The following is a 16375-nucleotide window of genomic DNA, read 5'->3' as shown; positions in this document are numbered from 1 at the left end:
TCGCGGTCATCGTCAAGCCTGTCTGCCGAGGCATGTGAATGCGCTATTCCAACGAACACAAACAGCAAACCCGCGAACGGTTGCTGGCCAGCAGCGGCGCGCTGGCCAAACGCGGGGGTTTTGCCAGCACCGGCGTGGCCGGGTTGATGAAAGCGATCGGCCTGACCGGCGGTGCCTTCTACAACCACTTCCCGTCCAAGGACGACCTGTTTACCGAGGTGGTACGCCAGGAGCTGAGCAACAGCCCCCTGGCACGCCTGGCTTGCCAAGGCGCCAACCGCGAACGCCTGGGCCGCTGTCTGCAGCAGTACCTGAGCCTGGCCCACCTGCGCAATGCCGAAGGTGGATGCCCGCTGCCGCCGCTGGGTGTGGAAATCGCCCGGGCCGACACGCCGGTGCGTGAAGTGGCTGAGCACTGGCTGGTAGAGCTGCACCAGGCCTGGAGCACAACCTTGGAGGATGAGCAGCTAGCCTGGGTGCTGATAAGCCAGTGCGTAGGGGCATTGCTGGTCGGGCGCATGCTGGCCAGTGAAAGCGTGCAAGCGCAGGTACTGGGCGCCAGCCGCCAGTTTGTCGAACAGGCCCTGCATGAGACGGATTAGTGCCCTGCTGAGTTTGCTATTGGCCCTGCCAGCGCTTGCCGAACAGGCCTGCCCGCCTGGGCAGTATCAAGTGTGCCTGATGGGCTGCTTCTGCGCCCCGATCGACCCAGGCCAGGCCGGGCAGATCCTCAAGGAGGTGGAGGTCATGGCCTCGTCCAGCCTGACCTACGCCTTGCGCCAGGCCCGCGACGAAGCCACGGCCAGCGGAGTGCAGCCGATTCCGTTGCATATTCGGGCGCAGCTTGAACCTTGGTATGACTTTGCCGTGCTCGACGCGGCGCGCTTCCGGGTGGGGGATGAGCAACAGATGAGCGCAGCCAATGCGCTATTGCAGAACCCCGATGTGAACGCCGTTACACTGATCGACACGATCATCTTCCGCCGGGCCGCCGATGCCGAGGACAACGTGGCCTTGTGGGCGCACGAGCTCAAGCATGTGCAGCAGTATCAGGAGCTGGGCGTGGAGGCGTTTGCCCGACGCTATACGCGTAACTACGACGACCTGGAGGGGCCGGCCTACAAGATCGAGGCCGAAGTCGACAAGGCGCTGCGCGAGCGTCGTTCAGGCCTGGCCCGCTGATTGGCCAGGGATGTTGGCCAGCAGGGCCGGCCCTTTCGCGGGTGAACCCGCTCCTACAACGGCATGTGTCCAACTCCCGCTGTGTGTCCGCGACCGCGTAGGAGCGGGTTTACCCGCGAATACGGTGGCGACTGCGACGGTGAATGGCCAGGGATACTGGCCAGCAGGGCCGGCCCCTTCGCGGGTAAACCCGCTCCTACAACGGCATGTGTTCAACTCCCGCTGTGTGTCCGCGACCGCGTAGGAGCGGGTTTACCCGCGAATACGGTGGCGGCTGCGACGGTGAACAGCGGGTAGAGATTGGCCAGCAGGGCCGGCCCTTTCGCGGGTGAACCCGCTCCTACGGGCGACCGCGCAGGATGTTCGAATCTTGAGCAAGGCGTTCACCTTGGGCACGTAAAAGGTCATCTGGCAGACAGCTCTTCGACACTGATCTCGCGCATCCGGAACTTCTGCACCTTGCCCGTAACCGTCATCGGAAACGCGTCGACAAAACGGAAGTACCTGGGCACCTTGAAGTGCGCAATCCTTGCCCTCGCCCACTCACGCAACGCTTCCTCACTGACAGCATGCCCCGGGTGCAGGCGCACCCAGGCCACGATCTCTTCACCGTACTTGCTGCACGGCACGCCAATCACCTGCACATCGGCCACCGCCGGATGGGTGAAGAAGAACTCCTCCAGCTCGCGCGGATAAATGTTCTCGCCGCCGCGAATGATCATGTCCTTGCTGCGTCCGACAATACGCACATAGCCCTGCTCGTCCATCACCGCCAGGTCGCCAGTGTGCATCCAGCCCTCTGCGTCGATGCTCTCGGCGGTGGCTTTGGGGTTGTTCCAGTAACCCAGCATCACGCTGTAGCCGCGGGTGCACAGTTCGCCGATCTCGCCACGCGGGACAGTGTTGCCTTCGGCGTCCACCACCTTGCTCTCCAGCCGGGGCTGGGTGCGACCGACGCTGGTCACGCGACGCTCCAGGTCGTCAGCGGCACCGGTCTGCAAGGACACCGGGCTGGTCTCGGTCATGCCATAGGCAATCTGCACTTCGGCCATGTGCATCTCGCCAATCACCCGACGCATCACCTCGATCGGGCAGGTCGCGCCGGCCATGATCCCGGTGCGCAGGCTCGACAGGTCGAACTCACCACGCTGCGGATGGTCCAGTTCGGCAATGAACATGGTCGGCACGCCATACAGCGCAGTGGCTTTTTCCTGCGCCACTGCCCGCAGCGTGGCCAGCGGGTCGAAGGCATCGCTGGGGTAAATCAGTGCGCTGCCGTGGGTCATGCAGCCAAGGTTGGCCATGACCATGCCGAAGCAGTGGTACAGCGGCACCGGCACCACCAGCCGATCGTGCTCGGTAAGGCCCAGGCTTTCACCGACCATGTACCCGTTGTTGAGGATATTGCTGTGGCTAAGGGTGGCCCCCTTGGGGAAACCGGTGGTGCCTGAGGTGTACTGGATATTGATCGGGTCGTCGCAACGCAGTTGTGCCTGGCGCGCGGCCAGGGCCTCGCCGCTGACGGCCTCGGCACGGGCCTGCAATGCGTGCCAAGCCAGGAAGCCCGGCGGTGGCGACAGCGCCAGGCTGACCACGCCACGCAGCTCGGGGAAGCGCTCGCAGATCAGCGCGCCCGGTTGGCCGTTGGCCAGGCCCGGGAGCAGGCCCTGCAGCGTGGCGTGGTAATCGGAGGTCTTGAACGCATCGGCACAGATCACCCAGCGGCAGCCGGACTGGCCAAGGGCGTAGTCCAGTTCGCTGGAACGGTAGGCCGGGTTGATGTTGACCAGGATCGCGCCAACCTTGGCGCTGGCGAACTGGGTAATGCACCACTCGGCGCAGTTGGGTGCCCAGATGCCAAGACGGTCACCGGGCTGCACGCCCAGGGCCATCAGCGCGCGGGCGTGCTGGTCGACGGCGTCGGCCAGTTGCCGCCACGTGTAGCGCAGGGCCTGATGGTGAACCACCAGCGCCTCACGCTCGGGGAAGCGGGCCACGGTGGCGTCGAAGGCGTCGCCGATGCATTGGGTCAGCAGGGGCTTGTCCTGGTTGCCCTGGGTGTAGCTTGGCTGGGGCATGGGCGTTCTCTTGTTGTTCTTGTGTTTTCTGTGCTGGCTTCTTCGCGGGTGAACCCGCTCCTACAAAAACCTCCACCGGCCTCAAATGTGACGCCGTCCTTTGTAGGTTTACCCGCGAAGAGGCACACACCGGTTTAGCGAACGAACACCTGCGGCGTCGTGGTAGACATGTCACCACCCGGCAACTTGATGTTCTTCACCTTTTCCAGCGTATCCGGGTTGAACACCGCCAGGTCATTGAAGGTGCCGCCCAAGTAAAGCTTGTCGCCCTTCTTGTCGAACGTCACGCAGTAGTAGGTGTGCTCCAGATTAGCCGCCTTGATCAGCTTGCGCTGTTTGATGTCGTACTTGGCCAGGCGGTTGAGGACGCCGTAGATCTGGTTCGGGTCCTTGGGCGAGCGAAGGCCGGTGAAGTACAGCTCGGTCAGGTCGGCGAACTCCTGGGTGTGGGTCTTGCCGGTCTTCAGGTCGATGCTCAGGTAGCCATACAGCGGTTCGGCGGTGGCCGGGTCCTGCTTGTCATCCTTGAACTTGGCAATGGTGTACAGCATGGTGAACTCATGGCGCGGGCTCTGGTGCGGCCAGAAGTACAGCACATCCGGGGCGCTGTAGCCTTTGCGGTTCCAGTTGCGCAGCGGCAGGGCTACCGAGTATTTGCCGGTCTTCACGTCCATCTTGTAAATGTCCGGCCCGGCAACGTACAGGCTGCCATCGTCGGAAGCGCGCATCAGGTACATCTGGCGCGGCATCGGGAAGGTGCGTACGGGCTTGGCCTGAAGGCCATCGGCGGTGCTGAACACCTCCAGCCGGGGTGGCTTGACCACGTAATGGTCGTTCAGCCTCTGGGTCGGGTTGACCGTGGCATACACCTCTTTGCCGTCTGGGCTGATGGCGAACGAATAGATCGACCGGCCGACTTCACCGGCTACGCTGGACAGGTTGGCGTGGAAGGTGTTCTTGCAAGTGTCCAGGTCGATGCCGTAGATGTCGCCGTAATGGTTGTTGAGCACGTAGGCGGTGCGATTGTCCGGCGCCATCATTGCGGTGCCAGGGCCGAACTTGTCCGGCATCCGGCAGCTCTTGTAGACCGTGTCACTGGCCACATCGACCACATGCAGGTTGTTCGGGTAGTTGGTCACGATCATGTATTCGTGGCCAGCCTTCAGTGCCGGGCCAGTGTCGTCGGCCTGTGCCAGCCCGGCGCCCATGGCGGCGATGGTGAGCGCCAATGGCGCGCAGCGTCCAGCTTTCATGCGGTTTCCCCTTGTCATTCTTGTTGGGCCGTCACTTGTCTTTCGGGAACACGGTGCCGAGGTTGCGCCAGTCCTCTGCCGAGTTGGTCGCCTGGGCGTTCCAGTCCTGGTAGGTGCTCATCATGTCCGGCACCTGGGCCGGCCACCAGCAAGGGTCGGAACAACCATAAAGGTCGGCCTCCATCGGCTGGCACAGCGAGCTCACGCCGCCAAAGGCGTCCACCTCCCAGCCGGGGTCGGTAGTGGCCGTGCAGCCGGCCACCGCGCTCATTGCCATCACGTCTTCGACACGGTCTTCGGCGGCGGCCTGCTCCAGGATGCGCGCCTTGTTGTTCAGGGGCTTCAAGTGCTTCATGTCAATGCGCCTTCCGCGGGGTGATGTAGCGATCGATGAAGGCCGGGTTGGCGGCCATGATGCGGCTGTAGACTTCAATGCCGAAGTCCACCCAGTCGCGCATCAGTTCGCAGTAGTGATACGTCGGGTGCTGCGGGTCGCCGTAGCGCGCATAGCTTTCGTGGTAGCAGCCGCCGGAGCACAGGTTGCGGATACGACAGCTTTCACAGCCGGTGTTGCTGCGGTCCAGGCGCTGCGACAGGAAGTCGTTGAGCTGCACCTGCTTCACGCCCTGGTGCACGTTACCGAAGGTGGGCAGGCTGGAGCCGGTGAAGCGGTGGCACAGGTTCAACTCACCTTCGTGGTCCACTGCCAGCATCTTCAACCCGGCGCCACACGGCAGGGCCTTCTTGTGGCCTTCGTGGATGTCGGTGATCAGCTGATGCAGGTTGGAGAACCCGATGTTGCGGTGCTCCAGTGCCGCCTCCAGGTAGCGCCGGCCGAGTGCCTTCATGTTGGCGAAGACTTGCACCAGCTCGTCGGCAGTGAGGTTGAAGTCGGCCATGTCGCCAGAGGTAACCGGGGCAAAGCCGACCTCGGCGAAACCCATTTCGTTGAACAGGTGGTTCCAAATGGTTTCAACGTCGGTAATGCCACGGGTCAGCGTGACCCGCGCGCCCACCGGCCGGCTGGTGTAGCGCGACAGCAGCAGGTCGGCCTTGCGCCGCACCACGTCATAGGTGCCCTGCCCGCCCACGGTGATACGGTTGCGGTCGTGCACGGTCTTGGGGCCATCGATGCTGATCGACAGGCCAAAGCGGTGGGCGTTGAGCCAATCGATGATTTCTTCGGTCAGCAAGGTAGCATTGGTGGTCATGATGAACTCCACCTGCTTGCCCGCCTCGGCGAACCGCCGCTCGCAGTAAGCCACCATGTGCTCGATCAACGGCCGGTTGGACAGCGGTTCGCCACCGAAGAACACCACGCTGTAGCGCTGCTCGTTGGGTGATTCCTTGAGCAGCATCTCCACCGAGGCTTCGGCGGTGGCGGTACTCATCTTCTTGCCGGCGGAAGGCTTGTCCAGGTCTTCCTTGTAGCAATAGGTGCAGCTGAGGTTGCAACCGGTGTTGACGTTGAGCACCACGGTGTTAAGTGCGGTGCGCTCGACTTGCCTGAGGGCGATTTCCGGGGTCAGCGGCGAGCCGTCGCTGACCAGCTCCAGCGCGATCAGCTCGCGCAGGGTGTCCTGGATATCGTCGCCGGCAAACTGCTGGCCAAGGCGCTGCATCAGCTCCTCGGCCGAGCAGCCTTGCTGGCGCAAGGTGTCGATGATGCCGCCGGTCACCGCGTCAGCGGTGAACAGCGAACTGCTGGGGATATGGAACAGCATGCGGTCGGCATCAACCTGTACTTCGTGCAGGTTGCGTTCGACCAGGTTCAGTAGTACGCCCATGGCGACCTCCCGATAATCGATCCGTTGGAAAACCGTTGCAGCCTGCCGTTACGGCAGCGGCGGGTTATTCCAGCGCTGTACGGTGACGATCATGTGCCCTTCGCCGGTCTGGCCACCGTCGGCCAGCGTGGCGATGACCTTCAGGTTACCGGCGTTGTTGGTCATCATCTTGCGCTCAGGGTTGGGCCCGGCACCGCCTGGCACGAACACACCGTCGGCCTGCATCTGCCCGGCGAACTTGACGTCTTCATCCTCGACAGCACGCTCGTTGAACGGCTCGACCTTCCAGCTGGCCGGCAGGTAGCCGATACGCAGCGGCTGGCCATTGGCATCCTTGCCCCAGGCTTCGGCCTCGAAACGCCCCTGCACTTTCGGCACGGAGGCACCGTTCTCGCCAATGCGCGCGATGGAGAACGCCGGCACGACCTTCACTTCATCGACTTTGTCGTAAACCGCCAGGTTCACGCCCTTGAGCGCACCTACCGCCACCTCGCGCAGCCCTGGCCTGGCATCGGCCGCGGCACGGGCCTTGACCCTTACCAGGGTCGGGGTCTGCTCCAGCACTTCGGTCACTTCCACCCCGGCGCCCAGGTCCGGCTTGCCAGTCAGGCCGCTGCCAACCAGGGTGATTTCGCTTTCGCCTCCGGCTTTGATGAACGCCGGTTGTACCGCCAGCAACTGCGCCTTGCCTTCTTTTACGGCGCTGAAGTCCAGGCCGCGCTCATCGTGATCGGCTTCGAACATACGGCCTTTCATTTCGCCATCCAGCGCGGCGAACACCTGACGCAGGTTGGCATCGCCAACCTTCACATTGCCCCGCCATTCATAACCGTTGTACAGGATGGCCGAGCCGCTGCCGTTGAACGGTGTACCGTCGGCGTAAGCGCCCTTGACCTCGACCTTGAAGGTATCGCCCTCTCCGGCCGTGACGCTCATTACCCCACGTACATCGCCCTTGGCCAGCATATGGCCGCTGAATGCCCACTGCCCCGGCAGTACGTCCGCCTTGGGTTTGGCCTTCTGCCATTCGTCCCAGGCCGCGCTGTCCATCGGGAAGCGCTTGGCAAGGTCCGGCACCACTTGCTGCAGGGCGATCGGCAGCCAGTCGCGGTCACGCGCCTGGGCCTGGTATTCAAGGGACGGCCATTGGCCAAGGTGGAAGTGGACCAGGTGTTCCCACTCCTTGGCCGGGCGCCGTTGCAAGGCGACACGGGCACCCGAGTGGCAACGGCCACAGGTCTCGCTGAGCTGGGTGTCGAAGTGCTCGACGGTATTGAGCCGACGCTCCATGGCGTAACGCACGCCATCGGTTTCGCTGGGCGCCAGGCCCTGTTTGTCGGCCAGGTATTTGACCAGCGTGCGACGGTCGTCGTCGCTGATCTGAAGGCCATGCATCACCTGCATGCGGGCGATGCTCATCAGCCAGCCTTCCGGCGTCTTGCGCTGGTGGCTGATGCGGCTATAGGTGTCGTTGCCTTCGGGGATATGGCACCCCATGCACTTGTTCTGCAACAGGCTCGGGCCCTGCTCGGCCGCCATGGCCTGGGTGCTCAGCAGCGCGGCGGCGACCAGCGCCAGTTTGCCCGCATGCCGCCGGAGTCGAGTTGTCTTCAAGGTCAGACCTCCACGGTTGTTGTTCTTATCGTTTTCGCACGCTTTGGTACAGCAGGTGTGCATGTGACGGTTGTGATACAGGAACTGTGCCAGTTAGGGTAAAAGCGTTTCCTTTCAACCCTTTAAGCGGTTTTCGGGGCTTGGCCAGGAGCCGGGATGGCCATTTGCAGCGTGCCATTTCGCGACAGGGTGTTTCATGTTGAGACAGGGCCCGCGAAGAGGCCGAACAGCCACTGTTTCACCACCGTCTCACACCGTCTCAATGTGCAACAGCGCAACCTGGCAAACGCAGCCTTGCGCTCAGGCAAAACCCAACGCCCACAACGCTTTGCGGCCATCTGCCCAGGTTGGCACGGCCATTGCGCCAGTGCCCGTCACATCCAATGACAAGAGGCACAGCCCCATGCTTTCCGAACTGCCCATCCTGCCCGCCACCCGCGCCTTTCTCGAACGCAAGCTGAAGATGCGCATCGGTGCCGACTGGCAGGACGCCGCCAGCGGTCGCACCCTGTCGTTCCGCAACCCGGCCACCGGCGAGGTGCTGGGTGAAGTGCCGGCCGCCGAGGCCGAAGATGTCGACCGCGCCGTGCGCGCTGCGCGCCAGGCCTTCGACGACTCGCCCTGGAGCCGCATGCGCCCGCGCGAGCGGCAGAACCTGCTGTGGCGCCTGGCCGACCTGATGGAGCGCGATGCGCGCCAGCTGGCCGAACTGGAATGCCTGAACAATGGCAAGAGCGCCGCCGTGGCCCAGGTGATGGACGTGCAACTGGCCATCGACTTCCTGCGCTATATGGCGGGCTGGGCCACCAAGATCGAGGGTAGCACCGTCGAAGCGTCCATGCCGCTGATGCCCAACGACCAGTTCCACGGCTTCGTGCGCCGCGAAGCAGTGGGCGTGGTTGGCGCCATCGTTGCCTGGAACTTCCCACTGCTGCTGGCCTGCTGGAAGCTCGGCCCGGCACTGGCCACCGGCTGCACCGTGGTGCTCAAGCCTGCCGATGAAACCCCACTGAGCGTGCTCAAGCTGGCCGAGCTGGTCGACGAGGCCGGCTACCCGGCCGGCGTGTTCAACGTGGTTACCGGTACTGGCCTGAACGCCGGCGCCGCGCTCAGCCGCCACCCCGGCGTAGACAAACTGACCTTCACCGGCTCCACCGAGGTCGGCAAGCTGATCGGCAAGGCGGCCATGGACAACATGACCCGCGTCACCCTGGAACTGGGCGGCAAATCGCCGACCATCGTCATGCCCGACGCCAACCTGCAGGAAGCCGCAGCCGGCGCGGCCACGGCGATCTTCTTCAACCAGGGCCAGGTGTGCTGCGCAGGCTCGCGGCTATATGTGCACCGCAAGCACTTCGACAATGTGGTGGCCGACATCGCCGCAATTGCCAATGCCATGAAGCTGGGCAACGGGCTGGACCCGGCGGTGCAGATGGGCCCGCTGATTTCAGCCAAGCAGCAGGACCGCGTCACCGGCTACATCGAGCTTGGCCGCGAACTGGGTGCAACCATCGCCTGCGGGGGTGAAGGTTTCGGGCCTGGTTACTTCGTCAAGCCGACGGTGATTGTCGATGTGGACCAGCGTCACCGCCTGGTACAGGAAGAAATCTTCGGGCCGGTACTGGTGGCGATGCCATTCGATGACATCGACGAAGTGATCGGCATGGCCAACGACAATCCCTACGGCCTGGGTGCAAGTATCTGGTCCAACGACCTGGCCGCCGTGCACCGCATGATCCCGCGCATCAAGTCCGGCTCGGTGTGGGTCAACTGCCACAGCGCGCTGGACCCGGCGCTGCCGTTTGGTGGCTACAAGATGTCTGGCGTTGGTCGTGAGATGGGCTCAGCGGCCATCGAGCACTACACCGAGCTGAAATCGGTGTTGATCAAGCTCTGATCCTTTTTCCTGTACCGGCCTCTTCGCGGGTGAACCCGCTCCTACACCCGGTATCACGTGCCTTGTAGGCGCGGATTCACCCGCGAAGAGGCCGGTACAGGCGACACAAAAACAACAATAAAAACCATGGAGCAAACCCATGAGGCACACACTCGCCTGCACATTGGCCCTGCTGTTAACCGCCCCCGCCAGCCAAGCCTACGAGCTGTACAACCACGATGGCACCACCCTCAACGCCAACCTCGAAGCCCTGTTCGGCGTCTTCCACAGCGACGAAAGCTTCAACCAGGCCGGCAACCGCCAACCCGGCAGCACCGCCTGGCAGGAAGGCTACGTCAAATACGGCCTCAGCGGCAGCCAGACCCTGGCCGATAGCGGCACCCTCTACGGGGCCTTCAGCCTGCTCAGTTCCGCCACCTGGGGCGATGGCGACGCCGCCGGCCTGACCCTGGGTGACGAACGCCGCACCGCCATCGAAGACCTGTATTTGGGCTGGCGCTCGGCCAACCTGTTCCCGGCGCTGGGCGAAGATGGCGTGGACATTTCCGGTGGCCGCCAGGTCGTCACCCTGGGTGATGGTTTTCTGATCCAGGGTGACCCGGTCAACCTGGGCAAGGTCGACCTGGGGGCCAACTTCGATCGCGGCGGTGCCTACTACCTGGCCGCACGCAAGGCCTTCGACCGCACCGCCGTGCTGCGCCTGGGTGGCAACCAGGGCTGGCGCGGTGACCTGATGTGGTTGAAGTCCGACAACCATTACCAGGCCGACACTTCCCTGGCGGTCGCCAACCTGGAGCACGTCGCCGATACCGGTACCGTCGGCCTGAGCTGGATCCGCGGCCTCGACGTGGACCAGCGCTACGCGCAGATCATGGGCCTGGAACACCGCGACGGCATGGACACCGCCAGCCTGCGCGGGCGCGGCAACCTGGGCGTCAAAGACCTGGAGCTGGCCGCCGAGTACGTGACCCAGGACAAGACCGGCGGGCGCGAGAATGCCTGGTACCTGGAGGGCAACTGGACCTTCTCCCAACTGCCCTGGTCACCCACCGCCACCTACCGCTACAGCCGCTTCTCCGAAGGCTTCGACCCGCTGTTCTATGGCCTGAGCCGGGGTTACGGTACCTGGTTCCAGGGTGAAGTGGCAGCCAACTATGCCGGGCCCTTCAACAAGAACAGCCAAGTGCACCATGTAGCGCTGAAGGGCAAGCCACGGGACAACCTGACCGTCGGCGCGCTGTACTTCGACTTCGACACGCTGGACACCGACCAGGGCAACCTTGGCGGGCGCGAGTTGGATCTGTATGTGGAATGGATGGTCAACGACCACCTGCTGATCAGCCCGGTGGTGGGGTTCTACAAGCCGGAGCGCAGTGCGGCCAATGGCGGTACGCAGTTGGGCGGGCGGGATACCGGGACTTACCTGCAATTGATTGTCGGGACCTTTTTCTGATTAGAAATCCCGGGCCGCTTTGCGGCCCATCAGCACATCTGCCAAACCAGGCGCTCAAGCGTAATGGCTCGCCAATTTTTTGCTCATACTTTTCATCTTGCAGTACCTGACCGGCACACCGCGAGGAAGCCCCCCATATATTGGGTAATACGCTCGTGGTCCGCCTTGTCGCGCCCAGACTTTAATATCTTCGGGCAATGTAGGTAGCAATTTAACACTCGACAATCAACCGGGGTGAATGTATTGATCGAGCCACGAACGAGTGGGGTCTGAGCTTCAGCAAGCAATGCCTCCATAGACCCTGTCAATTTTGCCAGTAGCTTCTTGTCTCTCAAGCTGCACATCATTCATCTCCCATGGATGATTTTCTGAGAGAACCGGAGATTGACATGAGATTTTTTTATCAAGGCGCACATCAACATAGCTGCATCGAGAAAACCACTGCCCGTACAGCTTTTCGCCAGGGCGAGCAACTGCTCGCACTGCAGCAATCAGGTTTGCTGCCGCGTACATCGTTAATGCCAACAGACGTGGCCAACTCCGTTTTTGAACATGAACGCAGAGCTATCGCCTATTCCCCTTATGGCCATGACGGACTGAAAAACCCCATCCATTTCGGATTCAAAGGAGAATACCGCGATACACTCACGGGAAATTATCTTCTGGGCAACGGCTACAGGCTATACAATCCGGTTATTATGCGATTCCAAAGTCCCGATCATGATGCTCCATTCGATCGGGGTGGAATTAATGCCTATACCTACGTGTTGGGCGACCCCATAAACTTACGAGACCCTTCTGGGCATCAACCCATCGGTATCGGAAAAATAGCCTTTAGCTATGAAGGCTGGGCTGCGAGGTTGGATGATCTTGCAGTTTTCTGGACCTCGGACCTGTCAAGTCCCACCGGGCTCGTCTTGAACATCTACGGGCATGGAGCACCAGGAAAAATTCAGATGAGTCGGGGTAACCTGATATCGGGTACCAAGATGCTAGCGGCCCTCAACGATGAGCTGGGCATCGATGCTTCCCAACAACCCATCCATCTAATCTCCTGTTACTCTGCAAACCGTCCTCATGGCGGTGGACTTTCGATGATGGAACAACTCATGAACAAGACTCAATCATCTGTGACGGGATATCAGGGCCCCGTACACGTCCGTGAGGTGTATACCCCTGACCGCTATGCAATCGAAATTGTCGAGTCCAACACTTTCAAGCCAGGCTCAGAAAACCATAAGAAATTTCTCTACCATCCGGTGACAATTTCTCCAGGCAATACGGAGGCCTTAGCTCTTCATCCCAGGGATAATTACTCATTAAGCAATAACATCAGACGGCTGTAAGAGTGAACGTGCCCCCCCATGACCCAGACCTCAAGTGCGGTGTCCAGTAGGGCTGATTTACCGCCTCCTGGTCTCAAACCAAGCCAACCCCTGCTCCCTTAGCCACCGCCGCACGCTCCTCTGCTGTTCACCCGCAAGCCCCGACAATACCGCCTCAACAGGCCGCCCACTGCGTATTTGTCGCACCACCGGCGCCAGTTCCACCCCCTGCAAATGCCACACCCCCAACGGCTGATCCGCTGTCACCACGACCTCGGCTTCATCCACCAGCCCGTCACGCAGCACCGGCCGCCGCTCAACCCGCACCGCTTGCCAATCAGCCGCCTGATGCAGGGGTTGCGCATCCGGCCAACCCTGGCGCCGGGCCCAGAACGGTTGCCCCACCCGGCTTTGTTCCTGGGCATAGAAATCCCGGCCAATGCGGGCAAAACGCAAGTACAGCTGCTCGACCCGCTGCTGGTGAAACTGCCGCGCCAACTCGGCCCGCTCAGGCCTGCGCAGCAACGTGTTGATCACCACCGGCGCCTGCAATGCCGAAGAGAGCGACTGAAAAATCCCGTTGCCCGACAGCGGGTCAACAGCCATGGCGGCATCCCCCACCCGGATCCAGTCCTGCCCGACACATTCACCCGCCAGAATGGCGCTACTGCTGCGTGCATGCACCTGTGCCGGTATCAATGCCTGATCGTTGAACAGTTCAGCGACCAACGCACTGCGGCCCCGCAACGCCACGCAGTACGCTGCCAGCCCAGCCTTTCCCGGCAGCCCGGCAGCGTCCTGGGTGACTTGCCAGTAACAGCGGCCATCTTCCAGCCGTGCCATCCACGCCCAGCCATCCTCCAGGCTCTCCACCGCCGACGCAGGCGCACCAGGGCTACCCTGCCAGACATTGAGCAAGCTGACCGTTTCCGGCCCACGCAGGCGGTCTGCGGCCAGGGGTGCCTGACGGCCTCGGGCCTCGACCAGGAAATCAGCAGTCAGCACCTGCCCATCGTCCAGGCGCACATGATGACCGACCCCCTGCACGACCTCACGCACCCGCCCCTCGACCACACTCACGCCTGCGCGCTGAAGGTCTTCGCGCAGCGCCTGGTCAAAGCGTTGCCGGTCGAGCAAAAACTCCTGGTTCATGTGCAGGTGCTGGCCGTTCCAGAGCACCTGGCGAGTGGCCGGCATGGCCGCCTGGCTCAAGGCCCCGCCAAGGCCTGCGTGACGCAAGCCCTCCAGCACCCGCTGCGAAACGCCTTCAACTGCCGCGAAACGGCGCCATTGCGACACCACCGTCACGGTGTAACCCAACCGCCGCAAGCCAATGGCCGTGGCGGCACCCGCAGGGCCGGCGCCCAGCACCACAATGCGCAACTCAGCCATGGCGGCCACCTCGCCGCTCGGGCCCTTTGAAGGCCGCATGTTCACGCAACCAGTCATGCACTTGCTGGCGGTCCATTCCCTGGGCATCACGCAGCAAGGCGGCAATCTTCCCGCTCAACGCCGCGCAACCCAGGCTCGCACCCGCCCGCTCACCCGCGCCCACGTACGCGCCAAAATCCGCCTGTCGAGTACCCAGCCACGACCACTGGCCCGGTGCACAACGGGCATCGCCAGTGACCCGAATGACGCCTGGGTAGCTGGCCGGGAACACCGGCCCACCCTGCGCCGGGCTGGATGCACACAACACCACACCTGCGGCCAAAGCCTCGGCACAGGCCTGGTGCAATACAGGCCGGTCCTGCTGCAAGCCAAGGCTCAGGTTGACCAGCGTGGCCCCCGCCTCCACCAGCCACAGCAATGCGGCAGCCACCTGCAACGCACTGGTGCTGGCCTGGGCACTGAACACCTGGGCTACCAGCACCGACACAGGACCGGCCTGGTGTTGCAAGCTGGCGAGCACCGCACTGCCGTGCCCAAGTTGGTCGGGGAGCATTTCACCTTCGCGCAACTGGCCGTCTTCCAGCCAGAAACGGCGGGCGTCCCGCAAGCCGTTGGCCTGCTCCGGCGAGCAGCCGCTGTCGATGATGCCAACGCGCACGTCAGTGCCCATGCTTGATCACCTCCTGCGCCAGCACCTGCAACTGGCCGTCATGCAGTTGCAGGTGCAGGTCGGCATCGGCCAGGGTCGAAGCCCGGTGGCTGATCAGGATGCGCGTACGGCCGGCGAACAGCTGGTCGATGGCCGCGATCACTTCACGTTCGGTGGCCTCATCCACCGCCGAAGTGGCCTCGTCCAGCACCAGGATCGCCGGGGCCTGCAACACTGCACGAGCAATGGCGATGCGTTGTTTCTGCCCCCCGGACAACTGCTGGCCGCGCTCGCCCAGCAAGCCATCCAGGCCCAGCGGCAGGCTGTCGACCAGGCTGTCCAGCCGCGCCAGGCGCACCACCCGTTCCAGTTCATCACGGCTGGCCTCGGGCACGCCATAAGCCAGGTTCTGCGCCAGGGTGCCACGGAACAGCACGATGTCCTGGCTGACCACGGCGATTCGCCTGCGCAGCGCAGCCAGGTCTAGGTCGCGCAGGTCGACGCCATCCAGCAGGATGCGCCCGGCGTCCGGGTCGTAGAAGCGCTGCAGCAGGTCGATCAGGGTTGACTTGCCCACGCCGGAGGCACCGCTGATGGCGACTTTCAGGCCACCCGGGATGCTCACCTGCACGTTGTTCAGTACCGCACCCTGGCGCCCCTCATGGGCAAAGCTCAGCGCCTCCAGGCGCAACTCGCCTGGGCCATCGGGGATGGGCTGCGGATTGACTGCCTGATGCACGGTCACCGCTTCGCGCTTGAGCTCCATGACCCGCCCCAGGCTCACGGCCATGCGCTGCACCGCCACATACAGGCCCAGCAGGCTCTGCACCGGCCCCACGGCCATGCCCATGTAGGTAGAAAAGGCGATCAACGCGCCCAACTGCCAAGTACCCTGGATCACCCACCAGCCACCGACCAGGAACGCACAGGCGCGGCACCACGAGGTGAGCGTGCCGGGGATGGCCTGGGTGAAGAATTCGGTCACCTGCACCTTCAGCAGCTGGCGCATGTAACCTTGCCCAAGCTGGTCCAGGCGCCCTGCTTCCCGGCCTTGCTGGCCGGCCGCCTGGATGAACTTCATCGCCGGCAGGGTCTCGACCAGAAAAGACGACACATCCGCCGAGCGCTCACGCAGGTTGCGCACTTCGCGTTCCACCTTGCGCCGCATCCAGCGCAGCCACAGCACCTCGATCGGCACCAGCAGCGCCAACAACAGGGACAACTGCCACGACAGCATCAGCATCAACGCCACCGCGCCCACCAGGCCGATCACCGCCGACACCGCCGAGAACAGCGAGTCCACGGCAAAGCGCTGGATCTCTGCCACATCGCCATCCAGCCGCGAAAGAATGTCGCCGATACGCCGCCGCCCGTAGAAGGTCGGCGACAACTGCTGCAGATGGCGGTAAAGGTCGTCACGCAGGGCAAACAGGATGCGCCCCGACAAGCGCGTATGCAGGTAGCGGTTGACCCCAGCCAGCACAGTGCCCAGCAGGCCCGCGCCGATCATGATTGCCGCCATGTGCCAAAGCGTTTGGTAATCCTTGGCCAGCAGCCCCTCATCGATCAGGGTCTTGACCAGCCAGGGTTGCGCCAGCGCCAGCAGCGATGCACCCAGCGACAAGCCGAGCAACAGGCCGATGGCACGCCGGTGTGGGCGCACGAAACCATACAGCCAGGCCAACGCCTGGCGCATGAGTACAGGGTCGCTGGAATCCACCAGCCTTGCGAACAGGCCGCCCACG

General features: G+C 63.0%; 13 protein-coding genes. 5 read left to right on the top strand and 8 right to left on the bottom strand.

Translation table 11 applies throughout. The annotated features are described in order from the left end of the window. The first annotated feature begins 38 nt into the window (after positions 1-38). Positions 39-602, top strand: coding sequence for a TetR/AcrR family transcriptional regulator (locus AA098_RS12495; protein WP_003248015.1), 564 nt, complete (start codon positions 39-41; stop codon positions 600-602). Continuing rightward, positions 589-1182 carry a DUF4157 domain-containing protein gene (locus AA098_RS12490; RefSeq protein ID WP_033726962.1) on the top strand — a complete coding sequence of 198 codons (594 nt, stop codon included), beginning with the start codon at positions 589-591 and terminating at the stop codon, positions 1180-1182. The genes AA098_RS12495 and AA098_RS12490 overlap by 14 nt, the downstream gene beginning before the upstream one ends. 404 nt (positions 1183-1586) lie before the next feature. On the opposite strand, the gene AA098_RS12485 is transcribed toward AA098_RS12490, so the two are convergent. The 5 genes from AA098_RS12485 to peaA all read right to left on the bottom strand — a co-directional run bounded on the left by AA098_RS12485 (position 1587) and on the right by peaA (position 7914). Continuing rightward, positions 1587-3260: a fatty acid CoA ligase family protein gene (locus tag AA098_RS12485; protein WP_003248011.1), complete on the bottom strand. Its 1674-nt coding sequence runs from the start codon at positions 3258-3260 to the stop codon at positions 1587-1589. Positions 3261-3394: 134 nt separating this feature from the next. Then, positions 3395-4513 carry a quinohemoprotein amine dehydrogenase subunit beta gene (peaD, locus tag AA098_RS12480; protein ID WP_064614280.1) on the bottom strand — a complete coding sequence of 373 codons (1119 nt, stop codon included), beginning with the start codon at positions 4511-4513 and terminating at the stop codon, positions 3395-3397. 31 nt (positions 4514-4544) lie between these two features. Then, complete coding sequence (qhpC, locus tag AA098_RS12475; RefSeq protein ID WP_003248007.1) at positions 4545-4868, bottom strand: quinohemoprotein amine dehydrogenase subunit gamma; 324 nt, start codon at positions 4866-4868, stop codon at positions 4545-4547. A gap of 1 nt (position 4869) precedes the next feature. After that, on the bottom strand, positions 4870-6300 hold the full coding sequence (peaB, locus tag AA098_RS12470) for a quinohemoprotein amine dehydrogenase maturation protein (RefSeq protein WP_054888987.1): 1431 nt from the start codon (positions 6298-6300) through the stop codon (positions 4870-4872). A 48-nt stretch (positions 6301-6348) separates the two neighbouring features. Then, positions 6349-7914, bottom strand: a complete 1566-nt coding sequence (gene peaA, locus AA098_RS12465) for a quinohemoprotein amine dehydrogenase subunit alpha (RefSeq protein ID WP_029611842.1) — start codon at positions 7912-7914, stop codon at positions 6349-6351. 403 nt (positions 7915-8317) lie between these two features. Between peaA and AA098_RS12460 the strand changes: the two genes are divergently transcribed. The 3 genes from AA098_RS12460 to AA098_RS12450 all read left to right on the top strand — a co-directional run bounded on the left by AA098_RS12460 (position 8318) and on the right by AA098_RS12450 (position 12610). Beyond that, complete coding sequence (locus AA098_RS12460) at positions 8318-9811, top strand: aldehyde dehydrogenase (RefSeq protein ID WP_003248002.1); 1494 nt, start codon at positions 8318-8320, stop codon at positions 9809-9811. A 139-nt stretch (positions 9812-9950) separates the two neighbouring features. Further along, positions 9951-11264, top strand: a complete 1314-nt coding sequence (locus AA098_RS12455; protein ID WP_003247999.1) for a hypothetical protein — start codon at positions 9951-9953, stop codon at positions 11262-11264. Between the two features lie 389 nt (positions 11265-11653). Next, a complete protein-coding gene (locus AA098_RS12450; protein WP_060544951.1) occupies positions 11654-12610 on the top strand; it encodes an RHS repeat-associated core domain-containing protein in 957 nt (318 codons plus the stop codon). Between the two features lie 57 nt (positions 12611-12667). Here AA098_RS12450 and AA098_RS12445 read toward each other — a convergent pair whose 3' ends face one another. Genes AA098_RS12445 through AA098_RS12435 form a run of 3 tightly spaced genes read right to left on the bottom strand, consistent with a single transcriptional unit; the run spans position 12668 to position 16374 of the window. After that, complete coding sequence (locus AA098_RS12445) at positions 12668-13981, bottom strand: NAD(P)/FAD-dependent oxidoreductase (protein ID WP_060538859.1); 1314 nt, start codon at positions 13979-13981, stop codon at positions 12668-12670. Continuing rightward, a complete protein-coding gene (locus AA098_RS12440) occupies positions 13974-14651 on the bottom strand; it encodes a S8 family serine peptidase (protein ID WP_064614278.1) in 678 nt (225 codons plus the stop codon). The genes AA098_RS12445 and AA098_RS12440 overlap by 8 nt, the downstream gene beginning before the upstream one ends. Then, positions 14641-16374 carry an ABC transporter ATP-binding protein gene (locus AA098_RS12435; RefSeq protein ID WP_003247992.1) on the bottom strand — a complete coding sequence of 578 codons (1734 nt, stop codon included), beginning with the start codon at positions 16372-16374 and terminating at the stop codon, positions 14641-14643. Before AA098_RS12435 ends, AA098_RS12440 begins: the two co-directional genes overlap by 11 nt. Between the last annotated feature and the right edge of the window lies 1 nt (position 16375).

Source organism: Pseudomonas sp. JY-Q (assembly GCF_001655295.1).
GTDB lineage: Bacteria > Pseudomonadota > Gammaproteobacteria > Pseudomonadales > Pseudomonadaceae > Aquipseudomonas > Aquipseudomonas alloputida.
This window is presented reverse-complemented; position numbering and strand designations above follow the sequence as displayed.